Raw genomic sequence first — 23,753 nt, 5'->3', positions numbered from 1 at the left:
CGCGCTCGCCATGGACCCCACCCGGACGGAGGGTGTCCTCACGCCAGAGTTGCTGAACCGGCTTGAACAGTTATGCACCATCCTTGCCCCGAATCCCCTCCGGTCGTTCTCGCAAGGGTCAGGACCCGATGTGCTGCGCCAGGCAGAGATCCTCATCACCGGCTGGGGTTGTCCTGCTATCGGACGAGACATTCTGGAATTGGCGCCGAAGCTGAAGCTGATCGCCCATGCGGCGGGCACCGTCAAAGGGTTTCTGTCGCCGGATGTGCTGGATGCGGGGATCACGGTAACTCACGCCGCCGAGGCGAATGCCGTCCCCGTCGCCGAGTTCACGCTCGCGGCCATCATCTTCGCCAACAAGCAGGTCTTCCGCTTGCGCGACATCTACTGCTCGGACAGGAACCGCAACCGGACCTTTCCCCTAACCTCGCAACCGGTTGGAAATTTCAAGCGTACGATCGGCATTGTCGGGGCCTCGCGCATCGGACGCCGCGTCATCGATCTTCTGGAGCCGTTCGACTTCAGGATCGTTCTTCATGATCCGTATGTCAGTGCTCGAGAGGCTGCGGCCCTCGGCGCGGAGAGCGTTTCGCTGGACGGGTTGATGCGACTCTCGGATGTGGTCTCAATTCATGCTCCTGCCCTGCCGTCGACTCAAGGGATGATCGACCGCAGACATCTGGCGCTCATGCGTGATGGAGCCACGCTCATCAACACGGCACGAGGCATCATCGTCAATCAGGACGACCTGATCGACGAGCTGCGCACGGGCCGCATCGATGCGATCATCGATGTCACCTATCCGGAAGTCCCGGAGGCATCCTCTGCCCTCTACGATCTTCCGAACGTCTTTCTCACGCCTCATATTGCCGGTGCCATCGGCAATGAACGGGAGCGGCTCGGCGAGTTCATCGTCGAGGAGATCGAGCGGTTTGTCAGAGGGCTTCCCTTGCGCTCCGCCATCACCGCAAGCGCGCTGGAGACAATGGCATGACGTCGTTCCGGCCTGGCCTGTGCTCTGTCACATTCCGCAAGCTCGCGCCTGAGGCCATCGTCGAGCTTGCCGCGGAGTGCGGCATCGAGGGGATCGAATGGGTGGGCGACGTTCACGTTCCCCCCGGTCAATTCGACCTCGCACGTCGCGTCCGGCACATGACCGAAGATGCGGATCTCTCCGTCATCTCATACGGGTCCTACATTGCACCGCCAAGCGACAATGAGGCCGCCTTCGCCGTCGTCCTCGAAACAGCACAGGCTCTCGGCGCGCCGAACATCCGCATCTGGCCGGGATACCGCAACCGCGATTCCGTGACCTATTCTGCGGAGGAGCGTCAGCACACCGTCTCGCTGATCCGGCGCATGGCCCGGCTGGCGGATGATGCGTCCATCACGCTCTCCCTCGAATATCACCCCAATTCCCTGACGGACGATCTCGCCTCGAGCCAGCGGCTCATCAAGGAGATCGACGACCCCAACGTGTTTCTCTACTGGCAGCCGCGTCCCGGCCTGCCTCTTGAGGACGCTCTCGATGAGAGCCGCGCGATCGGAACTGAGACATCGCATGTCCATGTTTTTGCATGGGACAGCGAGAAGAAGCGTTATCCGTTGGCCGATCAGCGAGCGTACTGGGATAGGATCCTGACCGAAGCGCCGGCGACGCGCTGGCCGGGAGACCGTTTCGCGATGCTGGAATTCGTCCGGGACGACAGCCCCGAACAGTTCCGGGTCGATGCAGCCGTATTTTGTCAAATGTTGAAAGAGGTGCGGGACCGCCCGGCCAGCGCGACCTGACTTCTATAACAACACTCGTCGAGGAGCGTGCTTCTCGCTCCCTCGCGAAGAATGATGTGAGAAGCGAATGGGAGGAAGCCATGAAGACTGATCTTAATCGTCGTACCTTACTGAAATCCGCTCTGGCGCTCGGCGGGGCCGCCGCCGTCAATGCGCCTGGCATGAGCTGGGCTCAAGGAGAGGCCGTGAAGCTGCGTGCCACTTGGTGGGGGTCCCCCGACCGGGCAAGGCGCACCACTGACGTGGGCAAGCTATTCACTGAACGCACCGGCATCGAGATCGCCGGTGAACCTGTCGGCGCCGATTACTGGGCGAAGATCGGCACCCAGATGGCGGGACGCAACATCGCCGACGTATTCCAGTTGGAACCGAGCAGTCTCGCCGATTATGCCGGGCGCGGTGCCGCAAAGCCCATGGACGACTTCGTCGGCAAGCAGCTCGACATCTCCAGCTTCGGCGAAAAGATGGTCGACCTCTGCCGGGCGAACGGCAAGATCTACGGCGTTGCACTGGGCCTCAATTCATTCTCCCTCTTCTACGACCAGACGGTCTTCGAGAAGGCCGGCATCAAGCCGCCGACCCACGAGACCACCTGGAAGCAGTTTGCCGATATGGCGGTCGATCTCACCAAGGCGGTGGGACGTCCCGATTATTGGGGTGCTCCCTACGGCGCCCGGTATCACTACGTGTTCGACGTCTGGCTCCGTCAGCGGGGCAAGCGTCTCTATACGGAAGATGCCAAGCTCGGTTTTACTGTGGACGATGCAAAGGAGTGGTTCAGCTACTGGGAAGATCTGCGCAAGCGCAACGGCTGCGTTCCGGCCGATGTACAGACGCTGGACCAGAACCAGATCGAGCGAAATTCGCTGGCTCTTGGCAAATCGGCCATGGGTCTCACCTATTCGAACCAGCTCATCGGCTATCAGCTTCTCACCAAGAACAAGCTTGGGATCACGATGGTGCCGTCGTCCGGACCCGGCACGAAATCCGGTCACTATTACCGTCCGGCTCTCATCTGGAGCATTGGATCGACAACCAAGAATGCGGACAAGGCGGCAGCCTTCATCAGCTTCTTCGTCAACGACATCGAAGCGGGTAAGATTCTCGGTGTCGAACGCGGTGTGCCGATGTCGCCCAAGGTGCGCGAGGCCATCCTGCCCAACCTCAACGAGGTCGAGCGCGCGACCGTGGATTACGTCAATCTCCTCGCCGACAAGGTGAGCGATTATCCTCCGCCGGTGCCCATCGGAGCCGTCGAGTTCGACAACAACGTCATGCGTAAGGTGGCCGATCAGGTCGCCTTCGGTCAGATCTCGATCAACGACGCGGCGCAGCGGATTCTGGAGGATGGCAACGCCGTCCTGCGCAAAGTGAACTAGCTTCACCCGAGTGAGCCATTGCCAGCCGGCGCTGTCTCAGCGCCGGCTGGATGACTCACAGCCTTGGTCGTGAGACACTACCCTTGGGTGGAGAGACAGGCCATGGCGCAGAATGTGACGGTCTATTTCGCGACCAATCGCATGCCGCTCACCGACGCGAGCGGCGCTGCGATCATCGATTTCGGTTCGGAGCCCGGACCCATCGATGGCACGGCGGTGAGGTTCGGCAGCGCAGAGGCGAGTGTCACCGCAACGAGTTCCGGCTTCGTTCCGGGCTCGCTCTATGTCGCACCGGAACAACTCTTCGGACCGACGATCCAGCGAGGCAGCCGCGACATCTTCGAAAAACTGCGGCAGGACATGCAGGAGGGAGGGCGCCCCACCCTCGTCGTAATTCACGGCTTTTCGAACACCTTCAAGGAAGCCATCGAGCGCGCCGCAACGATCATCAACTTCTACGGCATCGATGCCAACGTGTTCTCGTTCACCTGGCCTTCCATTGGCTCAGCTCTGCCGACGCCCCTGCCCTACAATGACTATTTTCACGATCGCGGTACTGCGCGGGCCTCTGGCGTTGCCATTGCCCGAACGATGCGCATTCTCTACGACTTCATCGACAATCTTCCCCGCCGGGATATGTGCCGCCAACCGCTGCATCTGATCTGCCACAGCATGGGGAATTATGCGTTCCGCTATGCCGTGCAGGCCTTGATGCAGGTGCCTCAGGGCGAGCCGCGCGAATACGTTCGCACGGTCGACGCTCCCGCGATGGATGCCGATGATCGTCCCTTCCCGGCTCTGGTGGCCCTGCCAACCGAGGCGCCCGATCCCAACCGGCTGCGCCGGACCTTCGATCAGATCGTCCTGGCTGCAGCGGATGAAGACGAGGACGCCTTCGACGACGTCAGAGAATTGCGATATCTGCCGCGCCTCGGCAATCGCGTGACCGTGTATCATACGCAGAAGGACTGGATCCTCTCGACCTTGAGCTCGGTGACCAAGTTCAACGGCCCCCGCCTAGGTGTGGACGGACCGGAGAACATGGCGATGATCAGCGACAAGGTCACCGCAGTGGATGTCAGCGACGCCATCGACCCGAGACAGGATTTCCAGAGTCACCAGTATTATCGGATCTTTCCGGTGGTGCGTGACGACATCGTTGCGGTCTTGACCGGCGAGCGGCAGGACAAAATTGGGAACCGCGACCGCACCGACATGCAACGATATCGCCTGCGGGCTCCGTCACGGAGCACGAGGCGAAAGGCCCATTAACGCCTCTGCTGGCCGCTCGATTGTAGCCGCCGCAAGTTTGGCCACATGTCGTTCTACCGTTTCACCCTCTGAAGTCGGAGGTAGGCGATGCGCCGGCCGATTTCCTCATCAAGCGGAGACGCGATGACGGGCATGACCGCCAGAATCCTCGGACTGTTCGCTTGCTTGCTGACGCTCCTCGTCGCTCTTCCGGCTCAGGCAGATCCATTCTTCGTCAGGGTCTACGGGCGGACCTACAAGATCGATCCGCGGTATCCGTCCGATGAGCCGAAGGGTCCCAAGCCCCAAGAGGCCATGAAGGCCCTGCCCTCCGACCTCGGGCGCGGCCCCGGTTTCAGGCCTTCGCACGAGGAGGTGTTGGCCGAGGTCGAGGAAAGGGTTTGGATCGCCAGGAATCAGCTCGACGCGGAATTGGAAGAAGTGGCTGGGTCACGGGAGTGGCGCAACACGGGGTCAGACGCAAAGGCCGTCAAACAGGAGATCACGGGATCGCTCGCAACCGGATCCGGCAAGACACGCTCACCGGAACTCCAGACACTCTACGACCGCCACAGAGCGCTGAACCTCCTCGTGCAGGAATTGCGGCGCTCCCTGGATCTGCCGGTCAGAACACCGGAATCCGGATTCTCGCGGCCCAAGCTGACATCTGAGATCGAGGCCAGCTATCGCGCTCTGAATTTCGATCCCTATGCGGCCTATTATGGTTTCAGGCGCGTGAAGGCCGCCTTCCGATCCGGGGATGCCGAACTCCTCTCCCGCGTGACCCATTATCCGCTGGCGGTGACCGGCAGGGTCAGGCGCACCATCCGCAACAGCGATCAGCTGATCGCTGCGAAAGAGACCGTCATGAACGCCTCCGTCCGGGAGGCGGTCGCCAAATCCACGTTCGAGGGTGTTTTCGTCCGGGACAAGGGGATGATGCTCGGAGACGGAGCCGTCTGGATCACCCACGACAAAACGGGCTTCGCCTTGGGAACCGTTCATCTCGACTAAGCGTTACGAAGCTTGACAATGATGCCTCAACTTGGCCGGGATGATGCGGCAACGTTTCATCCGGTTAAACGACGTGGGAGGAGACCGGAATGATGAGGGGCTGGCAAAATGGGATCGCCGCCTTCACGGCCTTGACATCGCTCTTCGGGATGGCCGGCGCGGTGAGTGCTGCGCAATGCGGTAGTAGCGCGGCCGGCTTCGACGAGTGGAAGCGGGAATTCGCCGTCGAAGCAAGGGCCAACGGAATCAGTCCGGGGACTATCTCCGCTCTCATGGCGACGAATTATGCCACTGCCACCATCCGGGCCGACCGCGGCCAGAAGAGTTTCAGGCTGTCGCTCGATCAGTTCATGGCCAAGCGCGGCGCTTCGGCCATCGTCTCGCGCGGGCGCTCGCTCAAGCAATCGAATGCGGCGCTCTTCGCCAATCTCGAACAGCGCTACGGCGTCCCACCAGGGCCACTCATCGCTATCTGGGGCATGGAGACGGCCTTCGGGAGCCAGCGCGGCAACCAGCATACACTGTCGGCCGTAGCGACCCTCGCGTATGATTGCCGACGGTCGGAATTCTTCACCGATCAGCTTTACGCAACCCTGACACTGATCGACCGCGGCGTGCTCTCAAGTAGCGCGCGCGGCTCCATGCACGGGGAGATCGGCCAGACCCAATTCATGCCCAAGAGCATCCTGAACTACGGCAACGGCGGCAATCTCGACAACACGGCGGATGCCCTGACCGCGACAGCCAATTTCCTCAAGGCCCATGGCTGGCGTGCAGGCGCGGGATATCAACCCGGCGAGCCCAATTTCCGGGTGATCCAGGCCTGGAACGCAGCATCGGTCTACCAGCAGGCGATTGCATTGATCGGCCAGCAGATCGACAGCGGGCCGCGCCGATCGGCGGAGCGCTGACGGCACTTCGTCAGGAATCCGTCTGGCTGTGCTCTGTCAAATATCGAGTTCGACCAGCACAGGCTGGTGGTCGGAGGCCTGTGTCTCCTGATCGTAGTGAACCCTTCTGATCCTCGGTGCGAGATCTTCCGTCACGAACACGAAGTCACAGCAATGAGGAGGTCCGTTCGACTGCTCGTAAAGACAGAACGATGTCGGGTGCGCCTCCGACGGATGAGCCGCCCGCCATGCGTCCAGCAGCGCAGGCGTTCCGTTGTCGAATGACTCCGAGACCCGCTGCTTCACCGGATCGTCCGGCCGCATGTTGAAATCGCCGGTTAGCACGGCCGATGGCGTCGCGGGGAACAGCGCATAGGTGCCGGGGCCATTCTCGCGAAGGGTGACGGTGCGCTCACAGGCGGTGCGGTGAGCCTCGCGGATGCCTTCGACCTGCGCGCGCCGCAGCTTCTCGGACGAGTATTCCAGATGAGTCGTCATGACACGAAGGGGGCCGGAGGGGGTCTCTACAACCGCTTCAAGCAGGAGACGCGGCATGTTGCGGGTCGCAGCTGCCTCCCATGGCAGGGTATAGCGCAGCACCTGTGCCACGGGGAAACGGGAGAGAATCATGTTCCCGAACCGACGCCGGCCTCCGGTGCCGTCCGGAATATCGAGTGCCACGCCCTCGATGGCGGTGAAGTCCGGCAGCAGGCCTGCGATTTCGGCGAACTGGTTCCGTCCGTCGTTGCCCTTCAGATCGGAAAAGTTATCCGCGACCTCCTGAAGGCAGAGCACATCGAAATCCGCAAGCGCGCGTGCCTCGTCGACCAGGCGCCTCAGATCCGCGTTCCCGTCGATCCCCAGACCCCATTGAATGTTCCAGGTGATGATTCTGAGCATGATGTTTCTAACGTCTTACTGGCCGACCTTGCTCAACACGTCGGCTTTCAGGAAGCGTTCGATGACGATCATGAACAGAACGGAAGGCACGAGGAGGATGAGCGCCGTGATGGAGGCGATCTGGTAATTGCCGCCCATGCTCGCATTGTAGAGCAGAAGCGGCAGGGTCGTCACCTGGGGCACACCGACGAAGAACGTCCCTGTGAATTCGTCCAGTGATTCCAGGAAGACGAAGATCGCGCTCGCCATGATGCCAGGCGCAGCCAGCGGCAGCGTGATGGTAAAGAACGTGCGCAGAGGCGATGCGCCGATGTTGCGTGCGGCCAGCTCAAGATCTCGATCGACGGCCGCAAAGGCGGCGGCGGCGATCCAGACGGAATAGACCAGACCGTGCGCGGCGTGGACGAGAACGACGCCGGGGATCGTTCCCGTCAAGCCCAGACCATAAAAGACGCGGGCGACGTTGATGTAGATCGCCACCGACGGGAAGGCCTGCGGCAGGAGGAAGAGGATCATCAGAGCCGTGCGCCAGGGCAGCCTGAGGCGCGCCAAAGCATATCCCGCCGGAACCGACACCGCCAGCGCGACCAGGACCGTCAGGCAGGCGATGCTGACGCTCGTCACCAGCGACGACATGGCGTCGCCCGTCGGGCGGAAGACCACCTCCCAGTAACGCATGCCATAAGCGACCGGCAGCTTGAACGGCGCATACCACCGCTCCGCGACCGACCACAGAACGAGATTGGCAAGCGGGCCGAACAGGAGGAACGCGAAGGCGGCAAGCCCCAGGACCTTGAGCAGCGTCGAGCCGAAAGTCCAGAATCTGGCTCGGGACTCGCCAGGTGCCGGTTTGCGCGACTGGGCTTCCGCACGCGCCGTTGGGGAATACCCCTCCGCTTGGGAGAGCTGCATCTTCCCGCTCATGCCTGCACCTCACGCTTGACGTTATAGCGCAGGTAGATCCAGGCCACCGTTCCGGCGATGACATAGGAGATCACGCCGAGCGCGTTGGCCGTGGCATAGTCACCGTAGGAGTTGATGCGGAAAGCCATGTCCACGGTCAGCATGGTCGGCTGCGAGCCGGCGACCATCATCGGCACGGACAGCACCGACAGCATGGTAACGAAGGACAGAACCAGACCGACAAGGAGCGTTTGCATCACCTGCGGCAGAACCAGTTCGATCAGGACGCGAACCCGAGAGGCTCCGAGATTGCGTCCGGCCTCGATGGTGGCGCGGTCGATCGACGCCATGGCGCCGGCAAGCATCAGCGTCACGAAAGGCACCTGCTTCCACACGAAGGTGATGATGATGCCCCGCCAGTCGAGGAAGCTCGTGGCCTGGATCGGCTCCATCAGCCCGAGCGCCACGAAGGTGTTGTTCATGAGTCCGTTCTTGGCGAGGAAGGTCCGCATGCACTGTGCCGCGACGATGAACGGGATGAAGAGTGGCCAGCGGTAGAGATTGCGAAGGGCCGCGACGAGCCAGGGCGTCTCGCCCAGGGTGAGGATGCCCGCAATGACGATCGAGGCGATCCCCGTCAGCAATGTCGAGACGATGACGATGAACAGCGTGAAGAGAATATCGGTGGAGTAAAGTTCGTAGGCCCTCTGAAAATGCATGAGCGATGGCTCGCCACTCTCCGGGTTGGTGAATGCGGAAACCAGCGAGAATCCGAGGGGATACAGAAACAGCGCCCCGATCATCGCGAGGGCGGGCGCGATGAGCAGAAGGCCGAAGAATGAAGATTTCGCCATAGCTTGGAGTATTACGATGTCCCAGGATCATGCTTTGAAAGAAGCGGGTAGCCTGTTCTCCAGGCTACCCGCGAGAGGCGAAATTAGTTCGCAACCTTCCTCTCATAGCTTTCGAGGATGTCGTTGAAGTAAGGTGCGATCGGGAACGGCTTGCCGTTCGTTGAAAGGGCCTCCGGCGGGATATCGGCGAAGAGCGCGTTCCATGCGGACTGATCCAGTTTCCCCTCGAGGTTCTTCGCATCGATGCCGGGGTACCAGTTGAACCGCTTCACGATTCCCTCGGCCTGAACATCCGGGCTCGTCGCAAGCGCCACGAAATCGGCGGCGAGCTTCTCGTGCTGCGTCTTCGCAGGAAGCGCGTAGTACATTGGCTGACCGGGCATGCCGGGGGAAACGAGCTTCAGGCGCATGTTCGGCGGAAGCTTGCCGTCGGCCTTCCAGGTGTAAAACATATCGACCCAGACCGGTCCCATGGCGATCTCGCCACGGTTGAGCATATCAAGCGTGCCGGCGTTGCCGGGCGTGATCAAGGCATACGAATTGAACTCCTTCAGATCGGCCAGTGCCTTGTCCCAGGTCGCCTTGGTGGCCGCATCGTAGGGGCCCTTCTCGAGCTTTGCCGCATCGCCGCCAAAGGCGGAAACCCAGCCCGTGACGAAGGCGACGCCGGACATGCCGCCCTTGATGCCGTTATAGCCGAACTGCTTCGGGTTCTTCTTCACCCAGTCGCGCAACTCCACGTAGGTGTTAGGCGGGTTCTTGACGAGGTCCGGGTTGTAGGCCAGCGCCGTCTGGGAGTGGAACATCGGCATGACATAGCCCGAGACGTCGGTGCCGAGAGAGTTGGTCGCCGTGTCACGCGTCACCAGCTTTCCTGTGGGAAGACTGTCGCGGTACTTCTTCAGCAGGGCCTCCTGCACCATCGTTCCCGCAGCCTTCTGGTGGATCACCACCACGTCGAAATCCGCGGGCGTGTTGGCGTTCTTCTGGGCCGAGAGCTTCTCGTAGATCTTCTGCGAGCCGCCGTCGCCCGGGCCGGTGCCAACGGCCACGACCTTCACACCTGGATTCTTCTTTTCGAAAAGCGGGCCAAGATAATCCTTGATATAGTCGACCATGTTCTGGTCGCCCGCGGTGGCGACATTGAGCGTCTGCGCGTGCGCCGCGCCCGTCATCAGAAGAGCTGCGACGCCCGCAGCCAATAGACCTTTACGCATGGTTTCCTCCCGTTGCTTGGGTATCAGGGAACAGGTGCAATGATGCCAGCGGCAGGCGCATGCCCACCGGGCGATCGATCTCGTGATAGCGGTGGTCCGTCACGGTGAAATGACAATCGCCGACCGCGACCACGTACCTGTAGTGTCCTCCCGGATACGTTCTCTGCGTGATTTTTCCGGGAAGGATGATCGATCCGTCGATTTGCGCATCCGGATCGTCAAGGGACGCGACATCGTCGCGGAAATAGGCCGTCACTGAGCCGACAGGCACCTCCTTGTCATAGGCGACCGGGCGGCCTTCAGGGACGCGGACCTCGACGCCGGAAGCGGAAGACCGGATATCGAGGCTAAGCGTGTTCTCCGCCCCCATGAAGCTTGCCACAAAGGGGGAGCTGGGATGGTCATATACGTCCTTCGGGGCCCCGACCTGCGCAATGCGGCCGGCATCCATCACGACGATCCGGTCGGCCATGGTCATGGCCTCCTCCCGATCGTGCGTGACATGGATCGCCGTGAAGCCGAGACGCTTCTGGAGCGTCTTGATCTCTGACCGAAGCTGGACCCGCACCTTGGCGTCGAGATTGGACAGAGGCTCGTCGAGCAGCAGGATTTCCGGCTCGATGGCGAGCGCCCGGCCAAGAGCCACACGCTGCCGCTGCCCGCCCGAAAGGTCTGTCACCCTCCGGTCCTCAAGGCCGGAGAGATTAAGCATCTTCAGCACCTTGGCGACGCGGGCGCGGATCTCGTCCCTCGGCACGCCGCGGAGGCGGAGCCCGTAACCCACATTGCCGAGCACGGTCATGTGCGGCCAGAGGGCGTAGGACTGGAACATCATGGCCATACCGCGCTTCTCGGGCGGCGTATTCACCACATCGCGGCCGGACAGCCGGATGGCTCCCCCGGAGGCTTTGTGAAATCCGGCGATGGTTCGTAGCAATGTGGTCTTCCCACAGCCGGACGAACCCAGAATGGCGATGAACTCGCCAGGAGCGACCGACAGGCTGACCCCGTGCAGCACCCGCTGGCTGCCGTAGCTGACCTGCAGATGCTCGACATCGATCGCGGCCAAAGCAGAGCTTTCCACGGACTCAACATCCTCCCTGAACGCGCTTCTCGCGTCTCTTATTGAGGGAGAAGATCACATTTGAATGTCAGTGGGAAGAGTAGCCGGCTACCGGCATCGAAAAATATCCACCTTGATACTGCCGGTATGTATTCTAGAGCATCGGTCCCAAAGGGCCGCGCGATACGCCGGCCTCTAACCCCTTCGTGACGAAGAGCGCCCAAGGCTCATGATGTGCTCCCCCGGGACGCAGGGCAGGATAACCCGCGAGGCATATATTGCATCGCAGTAGACAGAATTGCGCGCGATCTTGCGTATGCGCCCCCTGCCCTCAGGCTCACCCGTGTTCGGGTTCACGTCGAACTTCGGAAAGTTGGACGACGAGATGTCGAGCCGGATCCGATGTCCCCTCTTGAAGAGATTCGCCGTCGCGAAGGGCTCAATCGTAATCTGGAAGATCTCTCCCGGCGTCAGGAGTTCCGGATGCTCCCATGACTTGCGGTAGCGGCATCGCAGGATGCCATCGGTTAGGTTCAGGGCATAGCCAGTCGGATAGTCCTTCGAGAGCGGATAGACATCGATCAGCTTTGCGGTGAAATCCGTATCGAGCGCATCCGACGAGACCCAGAGCTCGACCGAGATGGGACCGATGACGGCGAGGTCCTGCTCCAACGGCAGCGTCTCGAACGAAAGGACATCCCGACGGGCCGAGAGCGGCAGCCCCGGATGGCGGCAGCCGAAGAACTGCGCAGCCTCGCGCTGATCGAACGCCCCGCCTTCGAAGACCGGCTGGCCGCTCGTCAACGCACCGCCGATGGTCGGCACGGGATCCGACGGATCGAAGTCGTAGCTCAGGGGAGCGGCGCTTCCATCCGCCGCCGTTTCGCACAACCGCCCGTTATTGTGGATGTAGAAGGATCGGAATTCGGTTTCAGGCAGAGGCCAGCGCGCTGCCTCGATCCAGCGGCCGCCATGATCGAGCTTGCCCGCATCGGTCTTGCATCCCGTTCCTCCGCCCATCAGGAAGAGGCGAACGGAGGGATCGCGATCGACACTGTTCTCGATTTCTTTGAGCCAGCGCTCGAACCACCGCCGGCGGAACTCCAGCCAGGATGGCGTGACATTGCCGGCAATCGTCGCATTCTCACCGAAATAGACGTCGCCGGAGAAGGTCGTGTTCCGGTTGCCGTGCAGCCACGGCCCCATGATTAGCGAGATCGGGCGTTTGCCGTTCCGCGACAAGCCCTCGTAATTGTCGAAGGTCGTGCGGACATAGGCGTCATACCAGCTCGACAGAAGAGCCACCGGCATCTGCGGAAACGTGTCGTAAGACCCCTCCGCATAGATGCCGACCTTCTTCCAGAAATCGCCGAAAGAGCCCTGGCGCCATTGTTCGAGAACATAGCTTTCATACTCGGGCACCCAGCGTACCGGCGAACGCCCCTCCGACCATGGCAAGGCGCTGAACCAGGCCTTGAGGTCTTCCGCTTCGAGGGCCTCGACGATGAGGGGATCGTTTTGCGCCTCCGGGCTCTCCTTGGCGTGATTATAGGCCCAAGTGAGTTGCTTGAGCTCGAACGCGCCACCCTGCCGGATGCCTGTGCGATAGGCGCTGGAGAAGCCTCCGGAATCGAGAACCATGCAGGCAAGGCCCGGCGGATTGAGACAGGCCAGCGCAGCCTGCGTGTGCGCCGCATAGGAAAGTCCCATGGTGCCGATCTTGCCGTCGCACCAAGGCTGCTCGACAATCCAGGCGCAGGTGTCGTAACCGTCGGGTCCCTCGGACAGATACTTCGTGAACGTCCCTTCCGAATTATAGCGGCCCCGGCAATCCTGATAGATCACCACGAAACCGGCCCTCACGAAATGCATCGCGACTTCGGCCCGCGTCATGGGTTGCTTCATCCCGGGCTCGATCTCGGAGCGCGAGCGCTCCGTCTTGCCGTAGGGTGTCCGCTCCATGATGACAGGCAGAGGTGTCTCGACAGGCCGTCCGTCGACTGCCGGACGATACACATCCGTTGCGAGACTGACGCCGTCGCGCATGCGGATCATAACGTCCCGATGCACGACGATATCATCGGCGAGGACCTCCACTGCAGGTGCAGTGGAGGCAACGGACGGCAGAGCAGCTTGAGAGGTCATTGAGCAGTTCCCGCGAGGGTCGCCATCAGGTCTTCGCCGCGATTGGCCGTGTACGTGACGTTCGCCTTCGAGGCCCAGTACACCTTCGGCCAGAACAGCGGAATAACGCCGACATCATTCATCGCGACCCGTGTCGCCTCCTGCAGAAGGGCAATGCGCTTCTGTGGGTCGAACTCCGACGTCGCCACCTTCATCTTCTCGTCGAACTGCGCATTGGAGTAGCGCGTGCGGTTGAAGGATCCCGTGCCGGCGTCCTTGTTGGGAGTCATCAGAAGGTTGCGGAGGCTGGTCGCGGACGTCGGCGTCGTCGTTCCGAGCGAGAAGATGAAAGCGCTGAACTGCTGCTTGCCCGCGGCTGAAGCATAGACGTTGTAGGGCTGAGCCACCACGCCGTTCACCTTGATGCCGCCCCGGGCGAACATCTGTCCGATCGCCTGGGCGGATTCGGCATCTCCTGGGAAGCGGTCGTTGGAGGTGTGGAGAGTCAGGCCGAACCCCTGCGGGTATCCAGCATCGGCAAGGAGCTTCTTCGCCCCTTCCGGATCTGCAGCGGGCGCCTTCAGCGACGGATCGGCACCGCCGATCCCGTCGGGTACGATCTGTCCTGCCGCCTCGCCAGCATCATCGAGGATGCGGTCGACGATGAGCTGGCGGTTGATGAGCTTGGACAGCGCCTGGCGGACGCGCACATCCTTGAGCGGGTTCGGGTTCAAGGGCTTGCCGTCGGCGCCCACGACAAATGGGCTTTCATCGCGGCTCGCATCGAGGGCGAGGTACACGACGCGGGCCGAGGGAATCGACCAGAGCTTCACGCCGCCGACGCCCGACAGGGTCTTCACGTCTCCCGGAGGAACGGCATCGATGAGGTCTACGGAGCCCGACCGCAACGCCGCCACGCGCGCGGCATCATTGGCGATGAACTTGATGGTGACGTTCTCGAAGGCAGGCTTCTTGCCCCAATAGGCATCGTTTCGCACCAGCGTGATGTGGTCGCCGGGCACCCATTCCTTGACCTTGTAGGGGCCCGTGCCGATGGCTGCGGAACGATCGTTGAACGCCTCGATCGTCTTGCCCTCGGCAAGCTTCTTCTGAACGATATAGACGAGGCCCACCTGCTCGATGAAGTCGGGTGTGGGGTTCTTCGTCTTGAACTCGATCGTCTGCGGATCGACGATCGTCATGCTGGCGATGGAGCCGATATTGCCCGTGAAGGGTGCCGGGCTGTTGGGAATGTCCTTCACCCGATTGAGCGAGAAGATCACATCCTCGGCCGTGAGCGGAGAGCCGTCCTGAAATGTGACGCCGGACCGCAGCTTGATCCGCCATGTGGTCGGATCGACATTCTGCCAGGATTCCGCGAGAGCGGGCGTCACCTGCAGGTTCGGATCGGGCGAGATGAGCCGGTCGAAGATCTGAGCGGCGATGTTCTGGTTGTTGCCGGTCCGGGAGAAGTGAGGATCAAGGGCCGAGGGCTCGGTCGAGCTGCCGATGATGAGATCCGCCGCATAGGCCGGCGACAGGGCGAGAAGCCCGGCCAGCGAGACCGTGGCGCCCAGGCTCTTCAGATGTTGAAGCAGTTTCATGTGGTTCTCCCTTCTGGATCAGGATGCGGCCGCGATTTCCGGCCGTCTGTTGGTGGATTGGGAATCGTTGAGATGGCAGGCGCTGATATGGCCCGGCGCGATCTCCCGCAGCTTCGGCGCTTCCCTGCGGCACCGTTCGAAGGCGTGCGGGCAGCGGGGATGAAAGTGGCAGCCGCTGGGGGGCGAGAGCGGTGACGGGATCTCTCCCTTGATGGGTGAGAAGATGCGCCGCCGGTTGGCGATGCTCGGCACCTCGTCGAGAAGAGCCACGGTATAGGGGTGATTGGGCCGGGCGAAGAATTCCTCGGCCGGTGCGCTCTCGACGATGCGGCCCAGATACATGATGGCGACGTGGTCGCTGATGTGCTTCACGACGCCGATATCGTGGCTGATGAAAAGGTAGGTGAGACCGAGATCGCGCTTCAGATCCATGAACAGATTGATGATCTGCGCCTGGATCGAGACGTCGAGCGCCGCGACGGACTCGTCGCAAACGATGAATTGCGGCTTGACCGCAAGCGCTCGGGCGATTCCAATTCTCTGCCGCTGGCCGCCTGAGAATTGGTGCGGATAGCGTTCACGATAGGCGGGGTCGAGCCCGACACGCTCCATGAGGCCGGCCACATAGGAATCCTTCTCGCGCCGGGACACGATGCCGTGGGCGACAGGGGCCTCACCGATGATGTCGATCACCCGTTTGCGCGGATTGAGCGACGACATCGGGTCCTGGAAGATCATCTGGGCGGAGAGCTTCGCTGCCCGGGCATCCCGCTGACCGAGCTTGCGGCGGTCTTGGCCGTTCCAGAGGATCTCCCCCTCGCTCTGGGGCATGATGCCTGCGAGCATCCGGCCCAGGGTCGACTTCCCGCAGCCGGATTCTCCCACAAGGCCGACGACCTCGCCGGGCATGATCTTCAGATCGACCGTGTCGACGGCATGCACGACCTGGGGCTTGAGATCCGCACCCAAAAGACGCACGAGCCGCTCGGCGTAGTCCAGGTCCCGAACGAAGCGCTTCGAGACCTGAACGGCTTCGATCAGAGGCTTCATGCGGCTCTCCTCGCCTGGGGATGAAAGCAGCGCCAGGCAACGTTTCCGGCGTTTTCGAGGCGCGGCTCGGTCTCGCAGATCGATGTGGCGAAGGCACAGCGCGTGCGGAAGGCGCAACCGGAGGGTCGGCTCAGCGGAGACGGCGCCATGCCGGGTATGGCCTGAAGGGGAGCGCCGCGGGGTACATTGGCCGCGACCGACTGCAGAAGTCCGATCGTGTAGGGATGGACGGGACGGTCGAGGACGTCGTCAGTCGGCCCCATTTCGACGATGCGGCCAGCATACATCACGGCGATCCGGTGAGCGAGGCCCGCGACCACTCCCAGATCGTGACTGATCCACACGAGCGCCATGCCGAGATCCTTCGACAATTTCTGGATCTGAGCGAGGATCTGCGACTGGATGGTGACGTCGAGCGCGGTTGTCGGCTCATCGGCGATGATGAGATCGGGACGATGCAGAAGGGCTATGGCGATGGCCACCCGCTGACGCATGCCCCCGGAGAATTGATGAGGATAGGCGGCGAGCCGTTCGTCCGGCGACGGGATTCCGACCATGCCGAGGGTATCGCGGGCTCTTGCTCGCGCGTCGCTGACGCTTACCTTCTCATGTGCGAGAACGGCTTCGACCATTTGCGTGCCGACGCTGAGCACCGGGTTGAGCGTCATCATGGGATCTTGAAAGATCATCGCGATCCGCCGGCCGCGTATCTTCCTCATCTCATGGGCGGGCAGCCCCACGAGATCTTGTCCTTGGAAGAGGATCCGCCCGCCGACGACTCGCCCGGGCGGATCAACTAGTCCGAGAATGGAGAAGCCGGTGATCGACTTGCCCGATCCGGACTCCCCGACAAGCCCGAGCACCTCTCCGCGGCGGACCTCGAAGCTCACTCCGTCGACGGATTTGATGACACCCTTCTCGGTGAAGAAATGGGTCTGGAGATTCTCGACCATGAGAGTTGGATGGCTCATGACGCTCTCCCTCACTGCGCGAGCCGTGGGTTCAGCACCTCGCGCAGGCGATCACCGACGATGTTGATGCTGAAGACGAGGAGGACCAGCAGAAGACCGGGATAGACGCTGATCCAGTACTGTCCCGACATCAGAACCTCGTAGCCATTGGCGATGAGGAGGCCGAGGGACGGCTCGGTGATCGGCAGTCCGATTCCGAGGAAGCTCAAGGTCGCTTCCGCCGAAATCGCATTCGCCACCTGCAATGTTCCGATCACGATGAGCGGTGGCAGGCAGTTCGGCAGCAGGTGACCGAAGAGAATGCGGGTCTTGCTCAGATCCAGGCAGGCTGCCGCCTCGACATATTCCTTGCCCTTTTCGACCAGAGCCGTGCTGCGAACCGCACGGGCGAATAGCGCCCATTGCACCAGCACGAGGGCGAACATGACCTTGCCCACGCCCTGCCCGATCGTTGCAAGCAGCATCAGTGCCACAAGGATGGTCGGGAAGCCGAGCATCAGGTCGACAAGCCGCATGATCAGCGCATCGACACGGCCACCGAAATAGGCTGCTATCAGGCCAAGCGCAGTCCCGACCCCAAGGGCCACAACACCGCTGACGACACCGACCGCGAGGCTCGTACGCAGGCCATAGATCATGGCCGACAGCATGTCTCGCCCCTGCCCGTCCGTGCCGAGCCAATAGATGCCGCCCGACATGCTTTCCGACCCCGGAGGAAGCCGTGCATCCATGATGCTGATCTGCATCAGGTCGTAAGGATCCTGCGGCGCAAGCCACGGCCCGAAAACCGCCGTGAGAAGCAGCAGCAGAAAGATGATCGCCGCAATGGTCGCCTTCGGGCTCTTGAGGAGGCCGTTGAAGGCACGGCCGAGAAGCGTGTCCGTGCTCGGCTTTCGGAGGGCGATGGCAGTCATGACGCGCTCCCCAGCCGGATGCGCGGATCGAGCAGGGAATAGAGGATGTCGACCAGGAAGTTGATGACGATAAACAAGGTCACGACCACGAGCAGGTAGGCGACGACGACCGGTCGGTCGAGGCGCATGATCGAGTCGATCAGAAGCTTGCCCATTCCCGGCCAGGCGAAGATCGTCTCGGTCACGATCGCGAATGCGATGAGGCTTCCGAACTCGACGCCGACGACGGTAACGATGGGGATCAGGATGTTCTTGAGAACATGCACTGATACGATCCGGCGCTCGGAGACTCCCTTGGCCCTGGCGAACTTCACGAAATCGAGAGGCATCGTCTCCCGCACGCCGCTTCGGGTGAGACGGATAACGAGAGAGATGTTGAACAGGGCAAGATTGAGCGCCGGCAGAATGAGATGAGACAGGCCGGACCAGGTCACGAGACTGGTCGGGATTCCCAAGAAGTATCCGACCTCTCCGCGCCCGGTCGATGGCAGCCACCCGAGCCAGACGGAGAAGATCATGATCAGCATCATCCCCTGCCAGAAATTCGGCAGGCTGAAGCCGAGGATCGAACCAGTCATGACGGTCTCGTCGAGAGCCGTGCCGGGCCGGAGGCCAGCCCAGAGGCCCAGCGGGATTCCCAAAACGAGCGAGAGGGCAAGAGCCACGAAGGCCAGCTCAAGCGTCGCCGGCATGCGGCTGAGGATGAGATCGATGGAAGGCTGATTGAAGACGAAGGAGCGGCCCAGATCGCCCTGGAGGGCATTCCAGATGAAAGTGCCATATTGTTCGACGAGCGACCGATCCAACCCAAGAGCCCGGATCGCCTGCTCCCGTTCGGCGGGGGTTGCGTCTCCCGCGATCAGGATATCGACCGGATTGCCGATCGCGTAGATCCCCGCAAAAACGATAATCGACGTAATGAAAAGAACCAGCAGGCTCTGCGAAAGGCGCCGGACGATGAAGACGCTCATCGACGAGGCTCCCTCAGGCGCGGCTCAAACGATCGGCCCATACAGACTTTCGAAGGTTTCCGCAGATAACGTTGCATGAAGACGCTTTCATTCGGATAGTGGGCGGCAGTTAGGCACCCCTGAGGAAAGCGCGCAATAGTATGAGGAAATGCGATAGGGCAATGAAATTTCCGGAAAGCGCGTGTAGCGTCCGAAGCGTGTCTAAGCCATGAATCTGAAGCAACTTGAAGTCTTGAAGGCGATCATCGCGACCGGCTCCACGGTCGGCGCATCGACAACTCTGGGGATCTCGCAATCCGCCATCAGCCGGCATCTGACGACCCTCGAGGCCGAAATCGGATTCGAACTCTTCATCCGGGACAAGGGACGCCTTATTCCCAGACCGGAGGCCAAAGCTCTCGTGCCGGAAGTGGAAGAGCTTACGGAGGTCCTTGCACGCGTGAAGCGGAAGGCTGCCGACATCAAGGCCGGAGCGGCGGGGGATACACTTCTGCGTGTCGCCTTTCCGCACAGTATCACCACCAGTCTTCTGCCCCAGGTTCTGTCGCAATACTTCAAGCTCTACCCCAAGGCCGTGGTCGAGACGCTGTCCGGTCCTTACAGCGCCATCGAGCAGATGATCCGGGCCCGCAGCGCAGACCTGGGCTTTGTGCGCCTGCCGACCGAAGACCACGGCTTCAACGTGCGCCCAATTCTGCAGGGCGAGACCACATGTGTGATGGCGCCGGGCCATCCGCTCGCATCGAAGAAGCAGATCCAGCTGAAGGACCTAGCCAGGAACGATCTAATATTGCTCGGCCGGCAGAGAAGCGCGCGGCATGAGCTCGAGTATGAGCTTCGCGAAGCCAGGGCCCCCCATCACTGCAGGATCGAGGTTCATTCCGTCGAGGCGGCCTGCGCCTGTGCGGCTGCCGGCCTCGGGGTGGCTGTCGTTCCGGCACTGATCGCAAGCTTCTTCCGCTCTCCTGACATCGAGATGCGTCCTTTCCGCCCTGCCCGGACATCGGAATACGGGATCATCTCTCTGCCCAACCTGCCACTATCGAGACCGGCGGAATATTTCGTCGACCTCTTCATCAATGAGGTTACCTCCAAGGCATCTGGCACCGTGCGCATCGGCTCAGCGACGGTTTACGCCTGACGATCCAAGCGCACCTTAGGCCCCGGGGCTTGCTCGTTCGCTTCATGCGATGGGAGTGCCAACTCAGTGGATCGAACGGTTGCTGTCTTCGCTGAGAGTTAGCCAGAGAAATCCCTGCTCTTCAGGAACGTCGCCCTAACGCGCACGCCCTGATCACGACGCGCCCCGACACAGCTCAGCTGGAATGACCAGTCCATGCTGAACAGCCATGCGCCCCCAGCGCAAATTGCTCCCCCTCAATCCTATTGACCTTGAGTCCACATTCACTCACTATGACATAACTAAAGCAAATAATACATAATTATAGAGCAAGAGGGTGAACATGAGGATCAGAGAGGCATTACTATCCGGCTTGGCAATCCTTGCATCAGGCCCGGTTCTCGCCCAGTCCGGCGGGGTCATCAACGTGGCGACGATCGGCGAGCCGCCGACGCTCGACCCCATGGTCTCGACGGCAGACCTGGTTGGCATCGTCACTCAGCATTTCTTCGAGACGCTGTTCACCTTCGACAAGGATTGGAAGGTCACGCCTCTCCTGGCCGCATCGCTTCCGGAAGTCTCTGACGGCGGTAAGGTCTACACAATCAAGCTGCGCCAGGGCATCAAGTTCCACGACGGCTCGGACATGACCTCCGAAGACGTCGTTGCCTCTCTCAAGCGCTGGATGGAGCAGGCCTCGCGCGGCAAGCAGGTCGCCGGCAATGTCGACAAGCTGGAAGCCGTTGATCCGTCGACCGTGCGCCTCACCTTGAAGACGCCTTACGCTCCTCTCCTGGCGCTTCTAGCCTTCAACAACTCCGCTGCGGTGATCATGCCGTCGGAGAAGATGGACGTTCCGATGAAGGAGCCTGTCGGTACGGGCCCTTACAAGCTGAAGGAGCGCAAGCCGGATCAGTACATCCAGCTTGTTCGCAACGACTCCTATAAGCCGCTCGATGGCGCCGGCAACGGCTATGGTGGCGCCCGCAAGCCGATCCTCGACGAGATCCGTTTCGTGCCGGTCCCGGACCCCAACACGCGCGTCGAAGGCGCGATTTCCGGGCAGTTCGATTACGTGGATTCCCTCCCGGTCGAATCCTACGACCGCATCAAGAATCTGCAGACGTCGAAGCCCGTCATTCTCAAGCCGTTCGGCTGGCCCGTCTTCGTGATGAACACGAAGCAGGGCGTGATGGCGAACACCGACTCCCGCATGGCCGTGCGCCTTGCGCTCAGCATGGAGGACATGCTGGCCGCGGCCTTCGGCAATCCTGAATTCTACTCGCTCGACGGGGCCATGTATCCCAAGGGCTATGTGTGGAACACGGGTGCAGGCGTCGAAGGCAAGTACAACGTCGCGGACCCCGACAAGGCCAAGGCGCTCCTGAAGAAGGCCAATTACAGCGGCGCACCGCTTCGCATCCTCACCAGCCGCCAATATGAGTTCCACTACAAGATGGCGCAGGTGGCGGCGGAGTATCTCAAGCAGGCCGGCTTCGCGGTCGATCTGCAGGTGGTCGACTGGGCAACGCTGACCCAGCGTCGCGGCGATCCGGCTCTGTGGGACATCTACATCACGCACAGCCCGTTCCTGCCGGAACCGGCGCTCATCGGACAATTGTCGGAGAGCTCCCCCGGCTGGTGGTCGACCCCCGAGCGCAAGAAGGCGGTGGATGCCTTCAACACCGAGAGCGATCCGCAAAAGCGCCCTGCTCTCTGGGCTGAAGTGCAGAAGGTCATCTACGACGAAACCCCCAGCATCAAGATCGGCGACTTCAACGCCCTCTCGGCACAGTCGCCGAAGCTGGAAGGTGTCGTGCCTGCGCCCTGGCCTTACTTCTGGAACGTCTCGGTCAAGAAGTAAGCGTTTAAGCAAACCGGGGAGCGCTCACTTGGCGCTCCCCATCAATCCTCCATGTAAGTCGACGCATGAGCCGCTACATCTTTCAACGATTGCTCGGCATGCTGGCCGTGATGTTCGTGGTCGTCACGATCGTGTTCATCATCGTGCGCATCGCCCCCGGTGATCCGGCCGCTGTGATGCTCGGGCCCGACGCTACGGCCCAAGACGTGACCGCACTGCGCACGCGCCTTGGCCTTGATCAGCCGCTCATCATTCAATACGGCATTTTCTTCGGGCAGCTGCTGCAGGGCGATCTCGGAGAATCGATCTTTCTCAACCGCCCGGTCCTCTCGGCCCTGGCGGAGCGTGCCGAACCGACGTTCTTCCTCACCATATTTTCCATTCTCATCGCAGGCCTGATCGCCATTCCGGTCGGCATCCTGTCAGCCTACTGGCGCGGCTCCCTCTTCGATCAGGCATCGACGACCCTGGCGATGCTCGCGGCCTCCGTGCCGAGCTTCTGGCTCGGATTGCTGCTGATCCAGTTCTTTGCCGTGCGCCTCGGAATCTTTCCGGTCTCCGGATATGGCGGCCCCGGCGCCGGGCTCGGCACGCGGTTGTCTCATCTCGTTCTCCCCGCCCTGTCGCTCGGCATCGTGTCGTCGGCCCTGATCCTGCGCTTCACGCGGGCCAGCATGCTCGACGTTCTGAACGACGATTACGTGCGCACCGCCCGCTCCAAGGGCATGGGTGAATTCCGGGTCGTCATGAAGCATGCCTTCAAGAACGCGCTCATTCCGGTTCTGACCGTGATCGGCCTGACGGCTGCGCTTCTCGTGTCCGGCGCCGTCGTGACGGAAACCGTGTTCGGCCTTCCCGGCGTCGGCAACCTTGTCGTCTCGGCCGTGCTGCGGCGCGATTATCCCGTCATCCAGGGCGCACTTCTCATTGTGGCGGCGCTCTATGTTCTCATCAACTTCCTGATCGACATGCTCTATCTGCTCGTCGACCCACGGGTGCGTTACTGATGGCCGCGGTCAGCTCTCCTGCCATCAGCGAAGCGAGTTTCGTCTCGCGGCTGGTGACGCGCAAGACCGTCATGATCGGTCTTCTCATCCTCGTGATCGTCGCGGCACTGGCGATCCTGGCGCCGTTGATCGCGCCCTACTCGCCGAGCCGCCTCTCCGTCGTGAACCGGCTCAAGCCGCCGAGCGGCGTCTACTGGTTCGGAACGGACGAGTTCGGCCGCGACGTGTTCAGCCGCACGATCTATGCGGGCCGGCTCTCGCTGCTCGTCGGCGCCTCGGTCGTCGCGTTCGCGGCCGTCTTCGGCGTGACGCTCGGTCTCGTGGCCGGCTTCTTCCGCCGCCTCGACACGCCGATTGCCCGCATCATCGATGCCATGATGGCCTTCCCGGACATTCTCCTGGCCATTGCGCTCGTCGCTGCCCTCGGCCCCTCCCTTGTCACCGTCATCGTGGCTCTCGGGATCGTCTACACGCCGCGTCTTGCGCGTATCGTGCGCGCCTCGACGCTCGTGATCCGCGAACTGCCTTATGTTGAGGCGGCGCGTGCGCTCGGCGTGCCGACCTGGCGCATCATGACACGGCATGTGCTGCGCAATCTCGTGTCTCCCATTCTCGTGCAGGGCACCTTCATCTTCGCCTATGCCATGCTGGCGGAAGCCGGCCTGTCGTTCCTCGGCCTCGGCGTCAGCCCGGAGGTTCCGACCTGGGGAACGATGATCGCGGCGGGGCGGCAATATATCGGACAGGCCGACTGGATGACGCTGTTTCCCGGCATCGCCATCATCCTCTCGGTTCTTTCATTGCAAATGGTTGGCGACGGGTTCCGGGACCTTCTCGATCCGCGCCTGAGAAAGGATCTTTGATCT

Annotated in this window: 21 protein-coding genes; 10 read left to right on the top strand and 11 right to left on the bottom strand. The window is 61.7% G+C overall.

Annotated features, from left to right (window positions below):
- The first annotated feature begins 10 nt into the window (after nucleotides 1-10).
- The 6 genes from JO965_RS12060 (at nucleotide 11) to JO965_RS12035 (ending at nucleotide 6,346) form a co-directional block, all read left to right on the top strand.
- Nucleotides 11-994 (top strand): hydroxyacid dehydrogenase, encoded by a 984-nt coding sequence (locus tag JO965_RS12060; protein ID WP_371826876.1) that lies wholly within the window; start codon nucleotides 11-13, stop codon nucleotides 992-994.
- A complete protein-coding gene (locus tag JO965_RS12055) occupies nucleotides 991-1,791 on the top strand; it encodes a sugar phosphate isomerase/epimerase (protein WP_203443837.1) in 801 nt (266 codons plus the stop codon). Before JO965_RS12060 ends, JO965_RS12055 begins: the two co-directional genes overlap by 4 nt.
- An 80-nt stretch (nucleotides 1,792-1,871) precedes the next feature.
- The gene (locus JO965_RS12050; RefSeq protein WP_203443836.1) at nucleotides 1,872-3,170 is read left to right on the top strand and encodes an ABC transporter substrate-binding protein; all 1,299 of its coding nucleotides are present in this window, start codon (nucleotides 1,872-1,874) and stop codon (nucleotides 3,168-3,170) included.
- Between the two features lie 102 nt (nucleotides 3,171-3,272).
- Nucleotides 3,273-4,442: an alpha/beta fold hydrolase gene (locus JO965_RS12045; RefSeq protein ID WP_203443835.1), complete on the top strand. Its 1,170-nt coding sequence runs from the start codon at nucleotides 3,273-3,275 to the stop codon at nucleotides 4,440-4,442.
- A 132-nt stretch (nucleotides 4,443-4,574) separates the two neighbouring features.
- The gene (locus tag JO965_RS12040; RefSeq protein ID WP_203443834.1) at nucleotides 4,575-5,435 is read left to right on the top strand and encodes a hypothetical protein; all 861 of its coding nucleotides are present in this window, start codon (nucleotides 4,575-4,577) and stop codon (nucleotides 5,433-5,435) included.
- Between the two features lie 89 nt (nucleotides 5,436-5,524).
- Nucleotides 5,525-6,346, top strand: coding sequence for a lytic transglycosylase domain-containing protein (locus JO965_RS12035; RefSeq protein WP_203443833.1), 822 nt, complete (start codon nucleotides 5,525-5,527; stop codon nucleotides 6,344-6,346).
- 36 nt (nucleotides 6,347-6,382) lie between these two features.
- On the opposite strand, the gene JO965_RS12030 is transcribed toward JO965_RS12035, so the two are convergent.
- From JO965_RS12030 to JO965_RS11980, 11 genes are all read right to left on the bottom strand, one after another.
- Nucleotides 6,383-7,225, bottom strand: coding sequence for an endonuclease/exonuclease/phosphatase family protein (locus JO965_RS12030; protein WP_203443832.1), 843 nt, complete (start codon nucleotides 7,223-7,225; stop codon nucleotides 6,383-6,385).
- 15 nt (nucleotides 7,226-7,240) lie between these two features.
- A complete protein-coding gene (locus JO965_RS12025) occupies nucleotides 7,241-8,137 on the bottom strand; it encodes an ABC transporter permease (RefSeq protein ID WP_203443831.1) in 897 nt (298 codons plus the stop codon).
- A gap of 8 nt (nucleotides 8,138-8,145) precedes the next feature.
- Nucleotides 8,146-8,982 carry an ABC transporter permease gene (locus JO965_RS12020; RefSeq protein ID WP_203443830.1) on the bottom strand — a complete coding sequence of 279 codons (837 nt, stop codon included), beginning with the start codon at nucleotides 8,980-8,982 and terminating at the stop codon, nucleotides 8,146-8,148.
- Between the two features lie 83 nt (nucleotides 8,983-9,065).
- The gene (locus JO965_RS12015) at nucleotides 9,066-10,199 is read right to left on the bottom strand and encodes an extracellular solute-binding protein (RefSeq protein WP_246776832.1); all 1,134 of its coding nucleotides are present in this window, start codon (nucleotides 10,197-10,199) and stop codon (nucleotides 9,066-9,068) included.
- Nucleotides 10,192-11,283: an ABC transporter ATP-binding protein gene (locus JO965_RS12010; RefSeq protein WP_246776831.1), complete on the bottom strand. Its 1,092-nt coding sequence runs from the start codon at nucleotides 11,281-11,283 to the stop codon at nucleotides 10,192-10,194. Before JO965_RS12010 ends, JO965_RS12015 begins: the two co-directional genes overlap by 8 nt.
- A gap of 174 nt (nucleotides 11,284-11,457) precedes the next feature.
- Nucleotides 11,458-13,407, bottom strand: coding sequence for a CocE/NonD family hydrolase (locus JO965_RS12005; RefSeq protein WP_246776830.1), 1,950 nt, complete (start codon nucleotides 13,405-13,407; stop codon nucleotides 11,458-11,460).
- The gene (locus JO965_RS12000) at nucleotides 13,404-14,990 is read right to left on the bottom strand and encodes an ABC transporter substrate-binding protein (protein ID WP_203443829.1); all 1,587 of its coding nucleotides are present in this window, start codon (nucleotides 14,988-14,990) and stop codon (nucleotides 13,404-13,406) included. The genes JO965_RS12005 and JO965_RS12000 overlap by 4 nt, the downstream gene beginning before the upstream one ends.
- A gap of 18 nt (nucleotides 14,991-15,008) precedes the next feature.
- Nucleotides 15,009-16,040 (bottom strand): ABC transporter ATP-binding protein, encoded by a 1,032-nt coding sequence (locus tag JO965_RS11995; protein WP_203443828.1) that lies wholly within the window; start codon nucleotides 16,038-16,040, stop codon nucleotides 15,009-15,011.
- Nucleotides 16,037-17,011: an ABC transporter ATP-binding protein gene (locus JO965_RS11990; protein ID WP_203443827.1), complete on the bottom strand. Its 975-nt coding sequence runs from the start codon at nucleotides 17,009-17,011 to the stop codon at nucleotides 16,037-16,039. The genes JO965_RS11995 and JO965_RS11990 overlap by 4 nt, the downstream gene beginning before the upstream one ends.
- 11 nt (nucleotides 17,012-17,022) lie before the next feature.
- The gene (locus JO965_RS11985) at nucleotides 17,023-17,925 is read right to left on the bottom strand and encodes an ABC transporter permease (RefSeq protein ID WP_203443826.1); all 903 of its coding nucleotides are present in this window, start codon (nucleotides 17,923-17,925) and stop codon (nucleotides 17,023-17,025) included.
- A complete protein-coding gene (locus JO965_RS11980) occupies nucleotides 17,922-18,896 on the bottom strand; it encodes an ABC transporter permease (protein ID WP_203443825.1) in 975 nt (324 codons plus the stop codon). The genes JO965_RS11985 and JO965_RS11980 overlap by 4 nt, the downstream gene beginning before the upstream one ends.
- A 208-nt stretch (nucleotides 18,897-19,104) precedes the next feature.
- Here JO965_RS11980 and JO965_RS11975 point away from each other — a divergent pair, with 208 nt between their 5' ends.
- From JO965_RS11975 to JO965_RS11960, 4 genes are all read left to right on the top strand, one after another.
- A complete protein-coding gene (locus tag JO965_RS11975) occupies nucleotides 19,105-20,037 on the top strand; it encodes a LysR family transcriptional regulator (protein ID WP_203443824.1) in 933 nt (310 codons plus the stop codon).
- Nucleotides 20,038-20,359: 322 nt separating this feature from the next.
- Nucleotides 20,360-21,880 carry an ABC transporter substrate-binding protein gene (locus JO965_RS11970; protein WP_203443823.1) on the top strand — a complete coding sequence of 507 codons (1,521 nt, stop codon included), beginning with the start codon at nucleotides 20,360-20,362 and terminating at the stop codon, nucleotides 21,878-21,880.
- 65 nt (nucleotides 21,881-21,945) lie between these two features.
- A complete protein-coding gene (locus JO965_RS11965) occupies nucleotides 21,946-22,887 on the top strand; it encodes an ABC transporter permease (protein ID WP_203443822.1) in 942 nt (313 codons plus the stop codon).
- On the top strand, nucleotides 22,887-23,750 hold the full coding sequence (locus JO965_RS11960; RefSeq protein ID WP_203443821.1) for an ABC transporter permease: 864 nt from the start codon (nucleotides 22,887-22,889) through the stop codon (nucleotides 23,748-23,750). The genes JO965_RS11965 and JO965_RS11960 overlap by 1 nt, the downstream gene beginning before the upstream one ends.
- Nucleotides 23,751-23,753 lie beyond the last annotated feature (3 nt).

This window comes from Microvirga sp. VF16, from assembly GCF_016864375.1.
In the GTDB taxonomy this organism is placed as follows: Bacteria; Pseudomonadota; Alphaproteobacteria; order Rhizobiales; family Beijerinckiaceae; genus Microvirga.
The sequence above is the reverse complement of the archived record's forward strand: the minus strand, read 5'-3'. Positions and strand labels throughout refer to the sequence as shown.

Bases quoted from the DNA above. Each gene is read 5' to 3' on its own strand.
- JO965_RS12060 (WP_371826876.1), top strand. From the start codon at position 11: ATGGACCCCACCCGGACGGAGGGTGTCCTCACGCCAGAGTTGCTGAAC.
- JO965_RS12055 (WP_203443837.1), top strand. From the start codon at position 991: ATGACGTCGTTCCGGCCTGGCCTGTGCTCTGTCACATTCCGCAAGCTC.
- JO965_RS12050 (WP_203443836.1), top strand. From the start codon at position 1,872: ATGAAGACTGATCTTAATCGTCGTACCTTACTGAAATCCGCTCTGGCG.
- JO965_RS12045 (WP_203443835.1), top strand. From the start codon at position 3,273: ATGGCGCAGAATGTGACGGTCTATTTCGCGACCAATCGCATGCCGCTC.
- JO965_RS12040 (WP_203443834.1), top strand. From the start codon at position 4,575: ATGACCGCCAGAATCCTCGGACTGTTCGCTTGCTTGCTGACGCTCCTC.
- JO965_RS12035 (WP_203443833.1), top strand. From the start codon at position 5,525: ATGATGAGGGGCTGGCAAAATGGGATCGCCGCCTTCACGGCCTTGACA.
- JO965_RS12030 (WP_203443832.1), bottom strand. From the start codon at position 7,225: ATGCTCAGAATCATCACCTGGAACATTCAATGGGGTCTGGGGATCGAC.
- JO965_RS12025 (WP_203443831.1), bottom strand. From the start codon at position 8,137: ATGCAGCTCTCCCAAGCGGAGGGGTATTCCCCAACGGCGCGTGCGGAA.
- JO965_RS12020 (WP_203443830.1), bottom strand. From the start codon at position 8,982: ATGGCGAAATCTTCATTCTTCGGCCTTCTGCTCATCGCGCCCGCCCTC.
- JO965_RS12015 (WP_246776832.1), bottom strand. From the start codon at position 10,199: ATGCGTAAAGGTCTATTGGCTGCGGGCGTCGCAGCTCTTCTGATGACG.
- JO965_RS12005 (WP_246776830.1), bottom strand. From the start codon at position 13,407: ATGACCTCTCAAGCTGCTCTGCCGTCCGTTGCCTCCACTGCACCTGCA.
- JO965_RS12000 (WP_203443829.1), bottom strand. From the start codon at position 14,990: ATGAAACTGCTTCAACATCTGAAGAGCCTGGGCGCCACGGTCTCGCTG.
- JO965_RS11995 (WP_203443828.1), bottom strand. From the start codon at position 16,040: ATGAAGCCTCTGATCGAAGCCGTTCAGGTCTCGAAGCGCTTCGTTCGG.
- JO965_RS11990 (WP_203443827.1), bottom strand. From the start codon at position 17,011: ATGAGCCATCCAACTCTCATGGTCGAGAATCTCCAGACCCATTTCTTC.
- JO965_RS11985 (WP_203443826.1), bottom strand. From the start codon at position 17,925: ATGACTGCCATCGCCCTCCGAAAGCCGAGCACGGACACGCTTCTCGGC.
- JO965_RS11980 (WP_203443825.1), bottom strand. From the start codon at position 18,896: ATGAGCGTCTTCATCGTCCGGCGCCTTTCGCAGAGCCTGCTGGTTCTT.
- JO965_RS11975 (WP_203443824.1), top strand. From the start codon at position 19,105: ATGAATCTGAAGCAACTTGAAGTCTTGAAGGCGATCATCGCGACCGGC.
- JO965_RS11970 (WP_203443823.1), top strand. From the start codon at position 20,360: ATGAGGATCAGAGAGGCATTACTATCCGGCTTGGCAATCCTTGCATCA.
- JO965_RS11965 (WP_203443822.1), top strand. From the start codon at position 21,946: ATGAGCCGCTACATCTTTCAACGATTGCTCGGCATGCTGGCCGTGATG.
- JO965_RS11960 (WP_203443821.1), top strand. From the start codon at position 22,887: ATGGCCGCGGTCAGCTCTCCTGCCATCAGCGAAGCGAGTTTCGTCTCG.